The organism is Micromonospora sp. CA-244673 (genome assembly GCF_050948395.1).
In the GTDB taxonomy this organism is placed as follows: Bacteria; Actinomycetota; Actinomycetes; order Mycobacteriales; family Micromonosporaceae; genus Micromonospora.
The window spans coordinates 159379-175483 of sequence record NZ_CP192019.1; the positions used below are offsets into that span (position 1 = coordinate 159379).

Sequence of the window (16105 nt, forward strand, 5' to 3'; positions counted from 1 at the left end):
CAACCCGACGCCTACCGGAGGGATTCGTCGTGTCGTACCCCCATGAGGCCCCGCCCCGCCGGCCGGGCGCGGTGGTCTCGGCGGCGGCGCTGCTGCTGCTGATGGCGGTGGGCGCCGTGGCGTACGCGGTCGCCAACCTGCTGGTCACGGCGGGCACGGTGGACCGCTTCCGGGAGGCGGCGCGGGCGACCGACGCGAGTGGCGGCGAGATCGACGGGGTGGCGTCGCTGCTGCGCGCCTCCACGGTCCTCTCCGCCGTGCTCGGCGTGCTGGTCGCGCTCCTGCTCGTCGGGCTCGCCCTCGGCCTGCTGTCGGGCCGCGCCGGCGCCCGGGTGTCCACCTGGGTGGTCGCCGGTCTGGGGCTGTTCTGCGGCTGCTGCGGCCTGGCCGTCCTGGTCGGGCAGCGGGCCGCCCCGCTCCGGCTCGGCGCCGACGACCGGGTCACCGCCGACCTGCTGGCCCTGGTCGGCGACGCCTACCCGGGCTGGTGGATCCCGGTGAACGCGACGCTGTCGGTGGCGCAGATCCTCGGCTACCTGGTGGTGGCCGCCCTGCTCACCCTGCCGTCGGCCGGAGCCTTCTTCCACCGCCGCCCGCCGCGCCCGCAGGCCGGGCCGGTTCCGCAGGCCGGGCCGGTTCCGCAGGCCGGGCCGGTTCCGCCGGCCGGTCCGGTGCCGGCCGGGCCGGGTTACGGTCCGCCGCCAGTCCCGGTCCCGGCCCCGCCGGTCGGTCCGCCCGCACCGGGACACGCCCCCGCCTCGGCCGCCCCGGCCCACGGGCACCCCTCGCCCTGGGGGCCGCCGCCGGCCGGGCCGGTGCCGCCCCCGCCCGGCACGCCCCCCACCCCGCCGCCGGCCCCGCCCGGGTCGACCCCACCCCCCGAGGACCGCCCGTGACCGACGCACCACCTCCCGCGCCCCGCCGGGCCCTCATCACCGGTGCCAGCCTGGGCATCGGCGAGGCGTTCGCCCGCCGGCTCGCCGCCGACGGCTGGGACCTCGTCCTGGTGGCCCGGGACGCGGGCCGGCTCGACGGGCTGGCGGCCGAGCTGACCGGCCGGCACGGCCACGGCGTCGAGACCATCGCCGCGGATCTGTCCACGGACGACGGATGCGCCGCGGTGGAGGCCCGGTTGACCGCCGAGCCGCCGGTGGAACTGCTGGTGAACAACGCCGGGATCAGCCTCAACACCCCGTTCGTCCGGTCGACCGTCGCGGACGAGGCCCGACTGGTCCGGCTCAACGTGCTGGCCGTGCTCCGGCTGACCCACGCGGCCCTCGGTCCGATGACCGAACGAGGCCATGGGGCAGTGATAAATGTCTCTTCGGTCGCTGGTTTCGGTGTCCCCATGCCGGGATCGACCTACTCGGCCAGCAAGGCCTGGGTGACGAATTTCAGTGAATCGATCGGCCAGTCGGTCGCCCCGCTCGGCGTACGCGTGATGGCGCTCTGCCCCGGCTACACCCGCACCGGCTACCACGAGCGGGCCGGCATCGACATGTCGCGCACCCCGGCGTGGATGTGGCTGCGGACCGAGGACGTGGTCGACGAAGGGCTGCGTGACCTGCGCAAAGGCAAGCCGGTCAGCGTGCCGAGCTGGAAGTACAAGCTGGCCGTGGCCGGGCTGCGGCACGCCCCCAGGCGGCTGCTGCGCGGCGTCTCCCGGGACACCCGCGGGCGGGTCGGCCGGTCCGGCGGCTGACCAGGGGCGACCCGCCGGAGGTCCCGTGGCCGGGATGCCCGCCCGCCGACCGGGATGGACGGTCGCACAGCGTAGTCGGCCATCGCCACCCGTCGGTCGCCCGCAGGGTTGACCCGGGTGGGCCCCACGCCCGCCTCCCAGACTTGCGAAGTACCCTCTATCGCCATGGGGGACCACGACGACCTGCGTAAATTCATCACTGACCTGGCTGTGGTGCACGGCCGGGTGGTGCTCTCGTCGGGTCGGGAGGCGGACTGGTACGTCGATCTGCGTCGCGTCACGCTCCATCACCGGGCGGCACCGATGATCGGCAGGGTCATGTGCGACCTCACCGCCGACTGGGCGTACGACGCGGTGGGCGGGCTGACCCTCGGAGCCGACCCGGTCGCCACCGCGATGCTGCACGCGGCGGCCGGGACCGACCGCCCGCTGGACGCCTTCGTGGTCCGCAAGGCGGGCAAGGCGCACGGCCTCCAGCGGCGGATCGAGGGGCCGGACGTGGCCGGCCGCCGCGTCCTGGCCGTCGAGGACACCTCGACGACGGGCGGCAGCGTGTTGACCGCCGTCGAGGCATTGCGTGAGGCCGGGGCCGAGGTGGTGGGTGTGGCGGTTATTGTTGATCGAGGTGCCGGCGACACGGTGCGAGCCGCCGGATTGCCTTATCGGGCGGCCTATACGTTGGCTGACCTCGGCCTTGTGGCGTAAAAGTCTGCCGATTCGGATCTGCTGATATGCAGGCGGATCGATGCTCCTGGTGGAAGGATGGAAAACGTGGGAACTGCGTTGGCTGAAATGACCATGCCTCAGATCTCGCCGCTTGCCGGCGAGCCGATCGAACGTGCCGACGCCGAGCGGCTCGCGGGGGTCCTCAAGGCCCTCGCGGACCCCGCCCGGCTGCGGCTGCTCAGCCTGATCCAGTCGGCTCCCGAGGGGGAGGCGTGCGTGTGTGACCTCACCGCGCCGCTCGGCCTCTCGCAGCCGACGGTCAGCCACCACCTGCGCATCCTCACCGAGGCCGGCTTGCTGGAGCGGGAGAAGCGCGGTGTCTGGGCGTACTACCGGCTGGTGCCGTCCGCGATCGCCACGATCGCGGATCTGCTCACCCCGCCGCGGAAGCGGGCCACCAAGAAGGCCCGCTGAATCCGGACGTGTCCGAAGGGGTGGCCGCCTCATGTGAGTGCGGCGACGGGTGGCGTGCCAGGGGTGGCGTCACCCATCGGATGGCTGTCCGGGGTCGTGGCGCGGCGTCAGACGCGCCGAGCCCGGATGGCCACCGGTGACGGCTGTCCGTCATCCGTGCCACCCGCAGGTCGACAGGTCGTAGTCGAAGGCCGGCTCCCGAGAAGGGGGGCCGGCCTTCGGTCTGTCCGGGGTCAGCGGCGGTGCTGGCCGCCGCGCCGGTGCTGGTCGTCGTCGCCGTCGACCGCGTCCCGGACCGCGTCCACGGCGCCCGCCGCGCTGGCCGCGGCGATCACCGCGACCGCCTCACCGCGCTTGCGCGCCCGCCGGTCGCGGAGGAACTCGAAGAAGATCGGCAGCACCGAGATCAGGATGATGAGCGCGACCACCGGCAGGATGTACCGGTCGATCTTGTCGCCGATCGCGTCGTAGATCTGGTGGGCCAGCAGGTAGCCGATCAGCAGGATGCCGTCCACCCAGAGGATCGCGCCGACCACGTTCCACAGGAGGAACTGCCGGGCGGGCATGCCGAGCACGCCGGCCACCGGGTTGAGGAAGGTCCGCACGATCGGGATGAACCGGGCCAGCACCACGGCCTTCGCCGGGCCGAACTTCTTGAAGTAGTACTCCGCCTTCTCCACGTACTCCCGCTTGAACAGGCGGGAGTTGGGGCGGTCGAACATCCGCTTGCCGTAGCGCGCGCCCAGCCAGTGGCCGAGCTGGGCGCCGGCGATCGCGCAGAGCGGGCCGCCGATCAGCAGGCCGGCCAGCGAGAGCCGGGTGCCGCTGCCGAAGATCGCGTCGGCCACCGGCGAGGCGGCAACCCCGGCCAGGAAGAGCAGCGAGTCGCCCGGAAAGAAGAAGCCCACCAGCAGGCCGGTCTCGGCGAAGAGGATCGCCCACACGCCGACCATCCCGAAGGTGTGGATGAGGTCCTTCGGGTCGAGCGGGTTCAGGGCCACGCTCTCGGAGAGCATCCGGGTCTTCTCTGCTGTGTCCACGGCCACAAAGGGTACCCGGGTGCGTTCAGGCACCTCACCGGACCGGGCGTACTGGTCACCGGCGCGGGGCGACCCGGTCTCGGGGACCGGACATGGCGGTGCCCCGCCGACCAGGGGGTCGGCGGGGCACCGTGGTTCGTTGGTGCTCCGGTCAGGCGACGAAGCGGGTCCGGCGGCGGCGGGACACCACATAGCCGGCCGCGCCGGCGGCGAGCAGGAGCGCGCCGACGCCAGCGATCAGAGCGGTGGAGGAACCGGTGATCGGCAGCGTGCCGCCGCCACCCTGGCCGCCGCCACCCTGGCCGCCGTCGCCGCCCGGCGCGGCGTTCACCACGACCTTGGCGGTGTCGTTCGCCGGCTTCAGGTCACGGGTGAAGCCGCCATCGCACTGGCACGTGACATTGATCTTCACCGGCCCGGTCGCGTTGGCGATCGCCTTGTCGATCCGGAGCGAGAAGTCCACCATGTCCGAGTCGCCGGCCTTCAGCACCGACCCGAAGTAACAGAAGTAGACGCGCTGGCCCGGCTGGCCCGGCTCGCCCCACTCGTCGCCGTTCCTGGTGATGCAGTTCTCCGGAACCGCGACCGCCGTCGTGCCCTGCGGCACGACGAAGTTCAGGTAGGTGACGGAGCTGCCCGCCCGGTTGTAGTCGAGAGTCGCCGGGCCGTTGTTGCGCAGCCCGAAGGTCGCCTTCACCGTGGCGCCGGCCGTGCCGGTCACCGAGGTGCCGAGCGCCTCGAGATCAGTGCCGTTCTTGCCGGTCGCCGTCACCGTGATGATCGTGCCGTTGTTGTCCGGCTGCCGGTCGGCCTGGAAGCCCTGGGCGGTCGCCTTGCCGGGGACCTGAGTGAGGGCCAACTCGCCGTCGGTGCCCGGCTTACCGATGGTCTCCTGGTTGAAGTCCACGTCGGTCTGGAAGTCCTCGAACTCCGACGGGGTCATCCAGATGATCTCGCCGTACTTGGAGCTCGGGGCGTAGGTGTCCGCGCCGAGGACGTACGGCAGCGACGCGGTGAAGGTGCTGCCCGCCGCCAGTTCCTCGTCGAACCGGCAGGTGCGCAGCTCGTCGCCCACGTAGGTGCAGTTGCTGAAGTGCTTGGCCGCGTTGAGGCCGTAGTCGTTGAAGAAGATCGCGACGGCACCCTTGGCGGCGGTCTCGCCCACGTTGCTGACGGTCGCCGGAGCGGTGAAGGCCTTGCCCGGCGCGGCCGACGTCTTGGTCTCCGGACCGGCGGCCAGGTCGACACCCTCGCCGACCCGGATCTTCGCGTCGTGCGAGATCGGGTCCTGGCCGGCTGCGGTCATGGTGACCTTCAGCGTGCCGGCGTCGCCGTCCTTCGCCTCGCTGGTGGTCTTGAGCTGCACGTCGAAGAACCCGGTCGAGCCCCACTCGTAGACCTCGACGTCGAACGGGTCGGTGCAGAGCAGCACGTACTCCGACGGCGTGCTGCAGTCGCTGCCGGATTCCTCCCCGACGGTCACCTTGCCGGCCAGGTCGGAGAAGTCGTAGCGAATGGCGACGTCGTGCAGCACGGTCGGGGCGGAGCTGAAGATCCTAGTGTCCCCGATCTTGCCGTCGGAGTTCGTCGCGATCGTGGTGTCGCTGAAGTAGAGGCCCAGCTTGATCTGGGATTCGGCGGCGACGGCGGGAGTGGCGGAGGCGGCGACGAACGCGCCTGCGACGCCCAACCCGGCGAGCCAGCGCCGAGTGGAGTTGCTGAACATGGTGGGGGTTCCTCCGTGGGGGATGATCAGGTGGAGCCCGTGGAGCTTAAAGAATCCTTAAGTCGCCGCACAGTCCTAGGTGACGCCGCACCGCAGATATTGACCGAACGGTTGATCAGCGGTGATGCAATGTTTCGCCGGCCCGTACCCGTCAACAGGGCGGGACACCGGGAGGTGCAGTGACGTACGAGGAGTTCGCCGACGCGCGGCTGGGCGCCCTGCTGCGGTACGCGGTCATGTTGACCGGGGATCCGCACCAGGCCCAGGACCTGGTGCAGGAGACGATGGTCCGGGTCCAGCTCAACTGGCGCCGGGTCGCCCGCAGCGACGCGCCGGAGCGGTACGTGCGCCGGATGCTCACCAACCAGTTCGTCGACTGGCGGCGCGGCTCGTGGGCCCGGCGGGTGCTGCTGCGCGGCGAACCGGACGAGGCGCTGCCGGCCCTGACCGACCACGCGCAGTCCGCGGTGGACCGCGACCAGCTCTGGTCCTGGTTGTCGCGGCTGCCCCGGCGGCAGCGGGCCACGCTGGTGCTCCGTTATTACGAGGACCTGCCCGACGCGGAGATCGCGGAGATTCTCGGCTGCGCCGTCGGGACCGTCCGCTCCTGCATTTCCCACGCCCTGGCCACCCTCCGAGCCGAGTACGTGGAGGTCTGCTGATGACCGAGGACGACCTGCGGGCGGCCTTCGCGCGCCGCGAGGAGTTGACCCCGCCCACCGGCCCGGTCCGGGCCGCCATCGACCGGGCGGTGGTCCGTCGCCGGCGCCGCCGTCTTCGGCTGCGGCTCGCGGGGACCGCTATGGCGGTGGTCGCCGCCGCGCTGGCCGGCTTCACCGCGATCGCGCCCCGTCCGCCGGAGACCGCGAACCTGCTCGGCGTACCGGCGACGCCGACCCCCACCGGGGCCTTGAACATGCTGCTGCTCGGCGTGGACGGGTCCGGCGCCGACGCGAACCTGCGGGCCGACTCGGTCCTGCTGGTGCACGTCCCCGCGGACCGGAGCCGGCTCTACCTCGTCTCGCTCCCGCGCGACCTGCTGGTGCCGGTCTACGGCGTGGGGATCACCAAACTCAACACGTCCTTCGCCTACGGCATACCGGGACCGGGGCGCGACCTGGCCAGTGGGTACCAGGCCACCCGGGGGGTGGTCGCCCAGGTGACCGGCGTACGGATCGACGCCGGCGCCGTGCTGACCTACCGGGCCGCCGGCGAGCTCACCGACGCGGTGGGCGGCGTGTCGGTCTGCCTGCCGACGAAGGTCCGCTCGCACCACACCGCGCGCAGCTTCCCCGCCGGGTGCCAGCGGCTCGGCGGTGCCGCCGCGGTGGACCTGCTCCGCCAGCGCTACGGGCTGCCCGAGGGCGCCCTGGACCGCGACCGCAACGCCGAACGGTACGCGGCCGGACTGCTCCGCCGGATCAACGAGCAGGGTGCGCTGACCAACCCGGCGCTGCTCACTCGGCTGATCACGCAGGTCGGTTCGACCGCGATGGTCGACACCGGGGAGCTGTCCCTGCCGGTGCTGGTCTCGGCGGCCGGGAAGGCGGCCACCGCCGAGCCGGTCGCGGTCGGCCTGCCGGTCCGCTACGAGGCGAAGCCGCCGTACGGGTTCCGGCTCGACACCGCCCTGGCCCCGGGCTTCCTCGACGCGCTGCGGACCGACCGGCTCGGCGAGTGGACGGCGGCCCACCCGAAGCAGGTCACCGGCCTGCGCTGACGCGGGCGGGGCCGCCGGCCCCGCCCGCCTGCTCAGCGGTAGTCGTCCTCGTCGGCGGTGACCACCCGGGCCTGCTCCATGGCGTCCCAGTCGTCGACCTCGAGCCCGCGCTGCGGCTCGCCGTCACCCTCCTCGGGGGTGACCACCGTGGCCTGCTCGACCGCGTCGGCCGGCTCCGCCTCCAGGTCGCGCTCCTCCGGAGCGAGGTGGTCGCTCGGAGCGAAGTCCTCGTCGGGCTGACCCATCGTCCCTCCCTGGATCTCGGTGCGGACGGTCACCACCACACCGTACGGGCTGACCCGGGTCCCCGCTCGGCAGCGGGTGGAACGGTGGATCGGCAATTGTGCTGTCCGGGACGAGCAGCCGGTGCCAGGATGGTGGCGTGGGCTTCCTGATCCGGCTGGCGATCACCGCGGTCGCGCTGTGGATTACCACGCTCATCGTGCCCGGGGTGGAGGTGACCGGCCACAACGGCTTCAACACCGTGTTCACCGTGGTCGTGGTGGCGCTCATCTTCGGCGCGGTCAACGCCCTGCTGAAGCCGGTCATCAAGGTGATCGGCTGCGTGTTCTACCTGCTCACGCTCGGTCTTTTCGCGCTCGTGGTCAATGCGCTGCTGTTCCTGCTCACCGACTGGATCGCCCGCGGGCTGGACCTGTCGTTCCACGTCAACGGCTTCTGGGCCGCGTTCTGGGGCGCCATCGTGGTGGCGGTGGTGAGCTGGCTGATCAGCGTCGTGGTGCCGGACAGCCTGGATGAGCGGTGAGCGGTTCCCGGGTCGGTTGTGTCCGCCGCGCGCTCCTACGGGATACTTCCCGCGGTGGACAGCGCGGTCCGGCGCACCCATGGAAGACAGCGGCCTGCACGGCCGAGAGCGGTAAGTAAGGAGCGTTCGACATGCCCATCGCTTCCCCCGAGGCTTACGCGGAGATGCTGGACCGGGCCAAGGCCGGCCGGTACGCGTACCCCGCGATCAACGTGACCTCCTCGCAGACGCTGAACGCGGCGCTCAAGGGCTTCGCCGACGCGGAGAGCGACGGCATCATCCAGGTCTCCACGGGCGGCGCGGAGTACCTGTCCGGCCCGTCCGTGAAGGACATGGTGACCGGCGCGGTGGCGTTCGCGGCGTACGCGCACGAGGTGGCCAAGAAGTACCCGGTGAACATCGCGCTGCACACCGACCACTGCCCGAAGGACAAGCTGGACAAGTTCGTCCGTCCGCTGATGGGGATCTCCCAGGAGCGGGTGAAGAACGGCCAGGAGCCGCTCTTCCAGTCGCACATGTGGGACGGCTCTGCCGTGCCCGTGGCGGAGAACCTGGAGATCGCCGAGCAGCTGCTCGCCGAGGCCGCCAAGGGCAAGATCGTCCTTGAGATCGAGGTCGGCGTCGTCGGCGGCGAGGAGGACGGCGTCGAGAACGCCATCAACGAGAAGCTCTACACCACGGTCGAGGACGGCCTGGCCATGGTCGACGCGCTCGGCCTGGGCGAGAAGGGCCGCTACATGGCGGCGCTGACCTTCGGCAACGTGCACGGCGTCTACAAGCCGGGCAACGTCAAGCTCCGCCCCGCGGTGCTGCACGACATCCAGGTGGCCGTGGGCGCCAAGTACGGCAAGGACAAGCCGCTCAGCCTGGTGTTCCACGGCGGTTCCGGCTCGCTGCTGTCCGAGATCCGCGAGGCGCTGGACTACGGCGTGGTGAAGATGAACATCGACACCGACACCCAGTACACCTTCACCCGGCCGGTCGCGGACCACATGTTCCGCAACTACGACGGCGTGCTGAAGGTCGACGGCGAGGTCGGCAACAAGAAGATGTACGACCCGCGCGTCTGGGGCAAGGCCGCCGAGGCCGGCATGGCCGCCCGCGTGGTCGAGGCCTGCGAGCACCTGCGCTCCACCGGCACCACGATGAAGTGACCACCGCGTGAGCCGGAGGCCGGCACCCGATCGGGGTGCCGGCCTCCGCGCGTCTCAGCCGGCGGTGAGCACCCGGACCGCCTCGCGGGCGTCGTCGGTGAGGTGGATCGTGGCCGACAGGTCGCCGAACGGGGAGGCCGCGAAGAGCGGCCGCAGCAGCGACTCCACCGGCAGCTCGGTCGTCCAGTAGGTCCGGTCCAGGAACACGTACGCGCCGCTCGCCCCGTCGGTGCCGTAGTAGGTCTTCGTGGCCGCCTGGAACACCTCCTGCACCGTGCCCGCCCGGCCGGGCGCGAAGACGATCCCGCCCCGGGCCAGCCGCAGGATGGTGTCCTCCCGGATGGCGTTGGAGAAGTACTTGGCGATCCGCCCGGCGAACAGGTTCGCCGGCTCGTGCCCGTACAGCCAGGTGGGGATGGCCAGACCCCCCGAGCGGGCCCACTCGGTGCCCGGCGCCGCCGGGCGGGGCGTGGGCAGGGACGGGCCGGCCGCGAACCGGGCCCGGACCCGCAGCGCCGCGTCGGTGTAGCGGTCGTGGTCGGTGAAGTCGGGCGCCGTGGCCAGCAGGTCGATCGCGGCGGTCAGCTCCTCCGCGGGCCAGGCCGCGAGGAACGCGCCCAGGTTCGCCGCCTCCATGACGCCGGGGCCGCCGCCGGTCACCACCAGCCGGTCGGCCCGCGCCAGCTCCCAACCCAGCACGGCCGCCATCCGGTACGCGGCGCTGCCGCGCGGCACCGCGTGCCCACCCATCACGCCCACCACGGACTGCGGCCCGTGCACGGCCAGCCAGGCCCGGGTGGCGTCGGCCAGGGCGTTGTCCACCCCGTGGTCGTGCAGCCGCTGGCCGAGCGCCTCCCGCACGTCGGGCAGGGCGCCGCCGTGCGCCCGGAAGTGCGCGTACACCCGGGTGTCGTACATTCCGGCGAAGCCGCCCTCGGCGAAGCCGGCGGCCAGGTCGTCAGCGGTGTAGAGGTGGGACGGCTGGGTCGGGTAGGGCAGCCCGGAGAAGGGCGGGACGACGTTCGCGCCCCGCCGGACCAGGTCCGCGCCGACCTCGCGGTCGGCGAACCGGCAGCCCACGAAGAGCGTGCCGGCGACCTCGACGCCGCGCAGGTCGGGGACCGGGTCCAGGTCGAGGCGGAGGCCCTGCACGGTCAGGCCGGCGAGGGTGCCCTCGGCCAGCCGCCGCTCGAACGCGGTCCGGGTTTCGATCTCGTCGGGGTTGGCGTGCGGCTCGATGACGTCCGCGGGTGGTGGGGTCGGCACCAGATCATCCTGCCCCCGGTCGGCAAGCCGGCAAACTTGGGCGGCACGGACAGGAGCCCGGTGGCCAGGCCGCCGGGCTCCTGCATTACCCGGTCCTGGGGAGGCTCCGGATCTGTAGTTGTAGTGGAAAAATCCTCGCCGCGGCATGGGCCGCCGGTACGTGGGCGGGCACCGCAGGCGTGACGAAACCCTCAGCCGTTCAGCCGACCGGCTCGCCGGACCCCCTCGCGTACCCCAGGGCGAAGCGGGTTGAATGGGGCGATGCAGAACCTGTTGCCTGAGCCACCGGCCACCCTGCTCCCCGTGGACGAGGAGGCCGACGCCGCGCTGGCGTCCGCCGCCGAGCAGGACACCGACGAGGCGTACGCCGAGGTCGCGGCCCGCTTCCCGACCTACAGCGCGGGCTGGGCGGCGCTGGCCACCCGGGCGCTCGACGCGGGCCAGGTCATCCCGGCGTACGCGTACGCCCGCACCGGCTACCACCGGGGCCTCGACCAGCTCCGCCGCAGTGGCTGGAAGGGCCACGGCCCGGTGCCCTGGTCGCACCGGCCCAACCGGGGCTTCCTCCGCTGCCTCTACGTGCTCTCCCGGGCGGCCGGCGAGATCGGCGAGGCGGACGAGGCGGCGCGCTGCGCCCAGTTCCTCCGCGACTGCGACCCGGCCGCCGGGGACGCTCTGGCCAGCCACTGACGCACGCGACGGCCGGTTCCCCGCTCGGGAGCCGGCCGTCGCGCCGCGCTACAGCCCCTCCGCCACCGACGCGGCGATCTTCAACCAGGCGTCCCGGGTGGCCGAGGAGAGCTGCCCGTAACGGATCGGCTCCCCGGTGTCGATGAGCCGCTCATACGGCGCCAGCAGCACCGCGCGGGTCCGGGCGGCGAAGTGCTCCTGGATGGCCGGCAGGTCGATCTCCTTGCGGGACGGCGGCATCGACACCACCGTCACGGCCTGCCGGACCAGCCGCTGCCGGCCGCTCTGCTCCAGGTGGTCGAGCATCCGCGCGGCGGTCTCGGCCGAGTCGTTGCGCGCCGACATGGTCACCACCAGCTGGTCGGTGGCGTCCATGGCGGCCTGCCAGTTCTGCGCCCGGACGTTGTTCCCGGTGTCCACGAAGATCAGTTTGTAGAAGCGGCTCACCACCTCGCGGATCTCGGCGAACGCGGCGGCGGTCAGCATCTCGCCGCCGGTCGCCGACTCGTCCGAGGCGAGCACGTCGAACATCCCCTCACCCTGCGAGCGGACGTACTGCGACAGGTCGCCGACCCGGCCGTGCGGCCCCTGGAACTGGCCCAGGTCGCGCAGCATGTCCCGCACCGTGCGCGAGTGGAAGTCCTGCTGGGCCCGCATCCCCAGGGTGCCCTGGGTCTCGTTGTTGTCCCAGGCCAGCACGTACCCGCCCCGCTTCTGGCCGAAGGTCATGGCGAGCAGCAGGATGGCGACCGTCTTGCCGGCGCCGCCCTTCGGGTTGACCACGGTCACCTGGCGCAGCCCGCCGAAGTTGCGGCGCACCATCTCGATGTCGCGCCGCATCTCCTGCTCCTGCCGCCCCGGCGCGAGCCGGACCAGCCCGATCTTGTTGACCACCGCCCGGACGCCCATGGTGGCGACCGGGTCGACCGGCCGCGCCTGCCGCCGCCGGGCGAAGTCCTCGGCCGTCGGCGGGGCGCCGCTCGCGGGGGTCCAGACCTGCTCCGGGTACGCGGCCGGCTGCTGCGGCCCGGCCTGCTGCGGCCCGTGCTGTGGCGGCGCGGGCTGGCGGGGACCGGGCTGTGGCGGTGCGGACGGCTGCTGGGGTGCGCCCGGCTGCGGGGGCGGGCCGGCCTGCTGGGGCCAGGCCGGCGGGTACCAGCCCGGCGCGCCGGCCTGGGGTGGCTGTTGCCCGTAGCCGACCGGACCCGGCGGGTATCCCGTCCCGTCGCCGTAGGGCTGCTGGAGGGGCACGCCCGGTGAGGGCGGGAACGGGCCGAGCCGCGGCGGCGAGCCCTCGGCCGGGTTGTCGGGAACGCCCTGCGTGGTTCCGGCCGCGGGCGCCACCGGGCCGGCGGTCGGCTGTGCCGGGCCGGCGCTGTCGGGCGGGGTCGCCGGGGCGGTGGGGTGCGGCTCGTGGGAGTGCGCCGGGGCGGTGGCGTCCGGCTCGGCCGGGTGGCCCGGGGTCGCCGGCGCGGCATGGGTTGGCGGCGGGACCGGCCCGGGATGTGCCGGCGGCGTGGGCGCGTCGGCGGTGGGGCGCTGCGGGGGCTGGGCCCAGGGTGACTCCGGCCGGCCGTTCGGCGGCGCGCCGGCCCGGCGCTCGCCGGAGGCCAGCGCCGCTTCGCCGGGCGTCCCGTCGGCGCCGCCCGGGGCGTCCGCCGCGGTTGCGCCCGCCGTCTCCGGCGTGGTCGCTGCCGGGGTGCCGGGTGGGCTGACCGAACCGCCCGGGCCGGTGGCGCTCATCGGGTCGACTTCCCCGCTCCCGCCCGCCGCCGTGACCGGCTCGACCGCGCCGTCCGTGCCGGTGGTGCTGGGCGGGCTGGCGCCGCTGTCCGGGTTGTCCGTGCCGGTGGTGCCGCGTGGGCCGGCCGCGCCGCCCGTGCCGGTGACCGGGCCGATCGTGCCGTCCGTGGCTGCGGTGCCGCCCGAGCTGACCGCTACCTGCGGGCCGGTGGTGGTCGCCGATCGGGGTGCGGGAACCTCGGGCCCGGCCGGGGCAGGTTGGTCGAGGGTGAACGGAAGGTCCAGGTCGACCGGGGCCTGGGCCGCGCGGGCCGCGGGCACCGGGTCGCTCGCCGGTGCCCCGTTCTCCGACCCGTCGCCCGCCGACGGCGCCGGCTCGCTCGGGGCCGGTGCCGGCCAGGCGGGTGGGACGGGCCAGGCCGCCACGTTGGGCTGGGTCGGGGCCGCCCACGGCGGGGCGGTGACGACCGCGTCGGTCTGCTCGGGCGGCCACAGCGGCTCGATGTCCCGTTCCGGCACTTGCGGTTGACCTGGCACGTGGGCCCGGTCGGCGTTCTCGTGCACCACGGTTCCTCCCCATTCCTCCCGCCGAGGATAGGCCGTCCGGCCAGCCGGGTGGCCCGAGTGGGGGGATCGACGGAGGTCAGGCCGTCCAGACCGCCCAGGCGCCCGGCTCGGTCCACCAGGACCGCTTCCGGCTCAGCTCGCCCTCGACGCCGTCGTCGAGGAAGGGCACCTTCTCGTCGCGGGGTACGACCGCCGCCGCCCGGCCACGGGCCCGGCGCACCTCCAGCCGTACCCTCTTCCGGCCCAGCGCGGACCGGGTGACCACGGGCACGGCGACCGCCACCTGGACCCGGCCGTCGGAGGGGTCCGGGTCGGCCAGCAGCACCACGTCGTCCAGGCGCGCGTACCCGCCGGCGTTGCCGATCGCGCAGGCCATGATCGGCTCCTCGCCGGTGCTCAGCAGCGTGCCGTCGACCTCGATCCGGGCTCGCCAGTGCAGCGGCCGGCCTGCGTCGTCGGCCGCGCCGAGCAGCGCGCCGTCGAGGGTCACCGACCCGCCGTCGTTGCGCAGCAGGTCGAGCCGCCGGGCGGTGCCGTCCAGCACCGCGGCGGCCACCGCCGCCGGGTCGCGGGGCAGGCCGAGCTGCGCGGCCAGGTCGCCTGCCGTGCCGGACCGGGCCGGGTCGAGCGGGAGTACGCCGACCGGCGGCAAATCCGGCACCGTCCGGTTGCCGGGCAGGTCGGCGGGGCGGCGGCTGGGCGGCGGAGCGTACCGCCGGACCAGCCGGCGTAGCACGGCGCGCAACTGTCCGTCACTGGCCGTGGCGACGACCAGCCGGGTCTTGGAATCGGGGTCCGGCCAGGTGAGGCCGTCGGCGCGGGGTGGGCCGTCGAGGCGGGCCAGCACCTCGTCGATCTCGGCGTCCGAGCGGGCGGTCACCGTCTCCACCCGGGCACCCCGGGCGGTCAGCGCGTCCGCGCAGGCCAGCACCGGCACGCGCGGCGTCTCGCAGCGTTCCTCGGGCCGCTCGCCCGCCGCGTCCGAGGCGCCGCCGCAGCAGGCTCCACCGCTGCCGCAGCCCCCACCGGGAGCGTCCCGCTCCGAGCCGAGGGTGAGCAGCACCACGTCGTACACGAAGGAGCCTCCTGCTTCTCGACGAACCCCTGCCGGTCCCGCCATCACTACTTGTTAGCCTGACACCCCGGGCTCGCCGACCGGTCGCCACCTGGCACCCGAGCCTTCTGGAGGCGGAGAAGATGCCAGCGATCGTGCTCATCGGCGCTCAGTGGGGCGACGAGGGCAAGGGCAAGGTTACCGACCTGCTGGGTGAGCGGGTCGACTACGTCGTGCGTTACTCCGGCGGCAACAACGCCGGCCACACGGTGATCACCCCGGACGGCCAGAAGTACGCGCTGCACCTCATGCCGTCGGGCGCGCTGTCGCCCAACGCGATGATCGTCATCGGCAACGGTGTGGTGGTCGACCCGAAGGTGCTGCTGGAGGAGATCGACGGTCTCGCCGAGCGCGGCGTGGACGTCTCCCGGCTGCGGATCTCGGGTGACGCGCACCTCATCATGCCGCACCACCGGGCGCTGGACCGGGTGGTCGAGCGCTACCTGGGCAGCTCCCGGATCGGCACCACCGGCCGGGGCATCGGCCCCGCGTACGGCGACAAGGTCGCCCGCATGGGCATCCGGCTCCAGGACCTGCTGGACCCCGGCATCCTGCGCAAGAAGCTGGAGCTGGCGCTCCGCGAGAAGAACCAGCTGCTGTTCAAGGTCTACAACCGCAAGGCCATCGACCTCGAAGAGACCGTCGAGGAATACCTGCGGTACGCGGAGCGGCTGCGGCCGTACATCGCGGAGACCCGGGTCATGCTCTGGGACGCGCTGGACCGCGGCGACACGGTCCTGCTGGAGGGCGCCCAGGCCACCATGCTCGACATGGACCACGGCACCTACCCCTTCGTCACCTCGTCGAACCCGACGGCGGGCGGGGCGTGCGTGGGCGCCGGCATCCCGCCGACCGCGATCACCAAGGTCATCGCGGTGAGCAAGGCGTACACCACGCGGGTGGGTTCCGGGCCGTTCCCGACCGAGCTGTTCGACGACAACGGCCAGCACCTGCGCAAGGTCGGCCACGAGTACGGCACCACCACCGGCCGCGAGCGGCGCACCGGCTGGTTCGACGCCGTCGTGGCCCGGTACGCCTGCCGCCTCAACGGCGTCACCGACCTGGTCATCACCAAGCTGGACGTGCTGACCGGCATGCCCAAGGTGCCGATCTGCGTCGGCTACGAGATCAACGGCAAGCGCTTCGACGACATGCCGATGACGCAGACCGACTTCCACCACGCCACCCCGATCTACGAAGAGCTCGACGGCTGGTGGGAGGACATCACCAAGGCCCGCACCGAGGACGAGCTCCCGGAGAACGCGAGACGCTACATCGCCCGCATCGAGGAACTCTGCGGCACCAAGGTGAGCATCGTAGGCGTAGGCCCAGGCCGAGAAGAAAACGTAATCCGCCACCCCCTCCTCCCGTAACCCCGCCACCCACCCACCCACCCACCCACCCACCCACCCACCCACCCGGCCCGGCCCGGCTCGGCCCGGTGATCATGAAGTTATTGCTCCGACACGCCGAGGTC

General features: G+C 73.1%; 16 protein-coding genes. 10 read left to right on the top strand and 6 right to left on the bottom strand.

The window, feature by feature from the left end; genetic code table 11:
- Nucleotides 1–29 precede the first annotated feature (29 nt).
- The 4 genes from ACQP12_RS00810 to ACQP12_RS00825 all read left to right on the top strand — a co-directional run bounded on the left by ACQP12_RS00810 (nucleotide 30) and on the right by ACQP12_RS00825 (nucleotide 2842).
- Complete coding sequence (locus ACQP12_RS00810; RefSeq protein ID WP_433284257.1) at nucleotides 30–896, top strand: hypothetical protein; 867 nt, start codon at nucleotides 30–32, stop codon at nucleotides 894–896.
- The gene (locus ACQP12_RS00815) at nucleotides 893–1702 is read left to right on the top strand and encodes an SDR family NAD(P)-dependent oxidoreductase (protein ID WP_433284259.1); all 810 of its coding nucleotides are present in this window, start codon (nucleotides 893–895) and stop codon (nucleotides 1700–1702) included. The genes ACQP12_RS00810 and ACQP12_RS00815 overlap by 4 nt, the downstream gene beginning before the upstream one ends.
- Nucleotides 1703–1867: 165 nt before the next feature.
- Nucleotides 1868–2407: an orotate phosphoribosyltransferase gene (gene pyrE, locus ACQP12_RS00820; protein ID WP_357943858.1), complete on the top strand. Its 540-nt coding sequence runs from the start codon at nucleotides 1868–1870 to the stop codon at nucleotides 2405–2407.
- Between the two features lie 57 nt (nucleotides 2408–2464).
- Nucleotides 2465–2842, top strand: coding sequence for an ArsR/SmtB family transcription factor (locus ACQP12_RS00825; protein ID WP_091081602.1), 378 nt, complete (start codon nucleotides 2465–2467; stop codon nucleotides 2840–2842).
- Between the two features lie 233 nt (nucleotides 2843–3075).
- Here ACQP12_RS00825 and ACQP12_RS00830 read toward each other — a convergent pair whose 3' ends face one another.
- Both ACQP12_RS00830 and ACQP12_RS00835 read right to left on the bottom strand, forming a co-directional pair.
- Nucleotides 3076–3858: a DedA family protein gene (locus tag ACQP12_RS00830; protein WP_433289057.1), complete on the bottom strand. Its 783-nt coding sequence runs from the start codon at nucleotides 3856–3858 to the stop codon at nucleotides 3076–3078.
- A 175-nt stretch (nucleotides 3859–4033) separates the two neighbouring features.
- Entirely contained in the window at nucleotides 4034–5608 is a 1575-nt protein-coding gene (locus ACQP12_RS00835) for an LPXTG cell wall anchor domain-containing protein (protein ID WP_433284262.1), read from the bottom strand.
- A gap of 179 nt (nucleotides 5609–5787) precedes the next feature.
- On the opposite strand from ACQP12_RS00835, the gene ACQP12_RS00840 reads away from it, so the two are divergent.
- The gene (locus tag ACQP12_RS00840) at nucleotides 5788–6270 is read left to right on the top strand and encodes a SigE family RNA polymerase sigma factor (protein ID WP_433284264.1); all 483 of its coding nucleotides are present in this window, start codon (nucleotides 5788–5790) and stop codon (nucleotides 6268–6270) included.
- Nucleotides 6270–7328, top strand: coding sequence for an LCP family protein (locus ACQP12_RS00845; RefSeq protein ID WP_433284266.1), 1059 nt, complete (start codon nucleotides 6270–6272; stop codon nucleotides 7326–7328). The genes ACQP12_RS00840 and ACQP12_RS00845 overlap by 1 nt, the downstream gene beginning before the upstream one ends.
- A 32-nt stretch (nucleotides 7329–7360) precedes the next feature.
- Here the strand turns inward: ACQP12_RS00845 and ACQP12_RS00850 are convergent, their stop codons facing one another.
- Nucleotides 7361–7573, bottom strand: a complete 213-nt coding sequence (locus ACQP12_RS00850) for a hypothetical protein (RefSeq protein WP_433289059.1) — start codon at nucleotides 7571–7573, stop codon at nucleotides 7361–7363.
- A gap of 137 nt (nucleotides 7574–7710) precedes the next feature.
- Between ACQP12_RS00850 and ACQP12_RS00855 the strand changes: the two genes are divergently transcribed.
- Together ACQP12_RS00855 and fbaA are read left to right on the top strand one after the other, a co-directional pair.
- Nucleotides 7711–8094, top strand: a complete 384-nt coding sequence (locus ACQP12_RS00855) for a phage holin family protein (RefSeq protein WP_357943848.1) — start codon at nucleotides 7711–7713, stop codon at nucleotides 8092–8094.
- Nucleotides 8095–8225: 131 nt separating this feature from the next.
- Nucleotides 8226–9248: a class II fructose-bisphosphate aldolase gene (gene fbaA, locus ACQP12_RS00860; RefSeq protein WP_357943846.1), complete on the top strand. Its 1023-nt coding sequence runs from the start codon at nucleotides 8226–8228 to the stop codon at nucleotides 9246–9248.
- A 54-nt stretch (nucleotides 9249–9302) separates the two neighbouring features.
- Here fbaA and ACQP12_RS00865 read toward each other — a convergent pair whose 3' ends face one another.
- Nucleotides 9303–10514: an LOG family protein gene (locus tag ACQP12_RS00865; RefSeq protein ID WP_433284268.1), complete on the bottom strand. Its 1212-nt coding sequence runs from the start codon at nucleotides 10512–10514 to the stop codon at nucleotides 9303–9305.
- 261 nt (nucleotides 10515–10775) lie between these two features.
- On the opposite strand from ACQP12_RS00865, the gene ACQP12_RS00870 reads away from it, so the two are divergent.
- A complete protein-coding gene (locus ACQP12_RS00870) occupies nucleotides 10776–11204 on the top strand; it encodes a DUF3151 domain-containing protein (RefSeq protein ID WP_357943842.1) in 429 nt (142 codons plus the stop codon).
- A gap of 48 nt (nucleotides 11205–11252) precedes the next feature.
- On the opposite strand, the gene ACQP12_RS00875 is transcribed toward ACQP12_RS00870, so the two are convergent.
- Together ACQP12_RS00875 and ACQP12_RS00880 are read right to left on the bottom strand one after the other, a co-directional pair.
- A complete protein-coding gene (locus ACQP12_RS00875) occupies nucleotides 11253–13514 on the bottom strand; it encodes a chromosome partitioning protein (protein WP_433284271.1) in 2262 nt (753 codons plus the stop codon).
- A gap of 76 nt (nucleotides 13515–13590) precedes the next feature.
- The gene (locus ACQP12_RS00880) at nucleotides 13591–14589 is read right to left on the bottom strand and encodes a diacylglycerol kinase family protein (protein WP_433284273.1); all 999 of its coding nucleotides are present in this window, start codon (nucleotides 14587–14589) and stop codon (nucleotides 13591–13593) included.
- Between the two features lie 122 nt (nucleotides 14590–14711).
- Between ACQP12_RS00880 and ACQP12_RS00885 the strand changes: the two genes are divergently transcribed.
- Nucleotides 14712–16001, top strand: coding sequence for an adenylosuccinate synthase (locus tag ACQP12_RS00885; protein ID WP_357943836.1), 1290 nt, complete (start codon nucleotides 14712–14714; stop codon nucleotides 15999–16001).
- Nucleotides 16002–16105 lie beyond the last annotated feature (104 nt).

Excerpts from the sequence above, each read along its gene's own strand:
- ACQP12_RS00835 (WP_433284262.1), bottom strand. The coding sequence starts at position 5,608 with ATGTTCAGCAACTCCACTCGGCGCTGGCTCGCCGGGTTGGGCGTCGCA.
- fbaA (WP_357943846.1), top strand. The coding sequence starts at position 8,226 with ATGCCCATCGCTTCCCCCGAGGCTTACGCGGAGATGCTGGACCGGGCC.
- ACQP12_RS00830 (WP_433289057.1), bottom strand. The coding sequence starts at position 3,858 with ATGCTCTCCGAGAGCGTGGCCCTGAACCCGCTCGACCCGAAGGACCTC.
- ACQP12_RS00850 (WP_433289059.1), bottom strand. The coding sequence starts at position 7,573 with ATGGGTCAGCCCGACGAGGACTTCGCTCCGAGCGACCACCTCGCTCCG.
- ACQP12_RS00845 (WP_433284266.1), top strand. The coding sequence starts at position 6,270 with ATGACCGAGGACGACCTGCGGGCGGCCTTCGCGCGCCGCGAGGAGTTG.
- ACQP12_RS00825 (WP_091081602.1), top strand. The coding sequence starts at position 2,465 with ATGGAAAACGTGGGAACTGCGTTGGCTGAAATGACCATGCCTCAGATC.
- pyrE (WP_357943858.1), top strand. The coding sequence starts at position 1,868 with ATGGGGGACCACGACGACCTGCGTAAATTCATCACTGACCTGGCTGTG.
- ACQP12_RS00870 (WP_357943842.1), top strand. The coding sequence starts at position 10,776 with ATGCAGAACCTGTTGCCTGAGCCACCGGCCACCCTGCTCCCCGTGGAC.
- ACQP12_RS00885 (WP_357943836.1), top strand. The coding sequence starts at position 14,712 with ATGCCAGCGATCGTGCTCATCGGCGCTCAGTGGGGCGACGAGGGCAAG.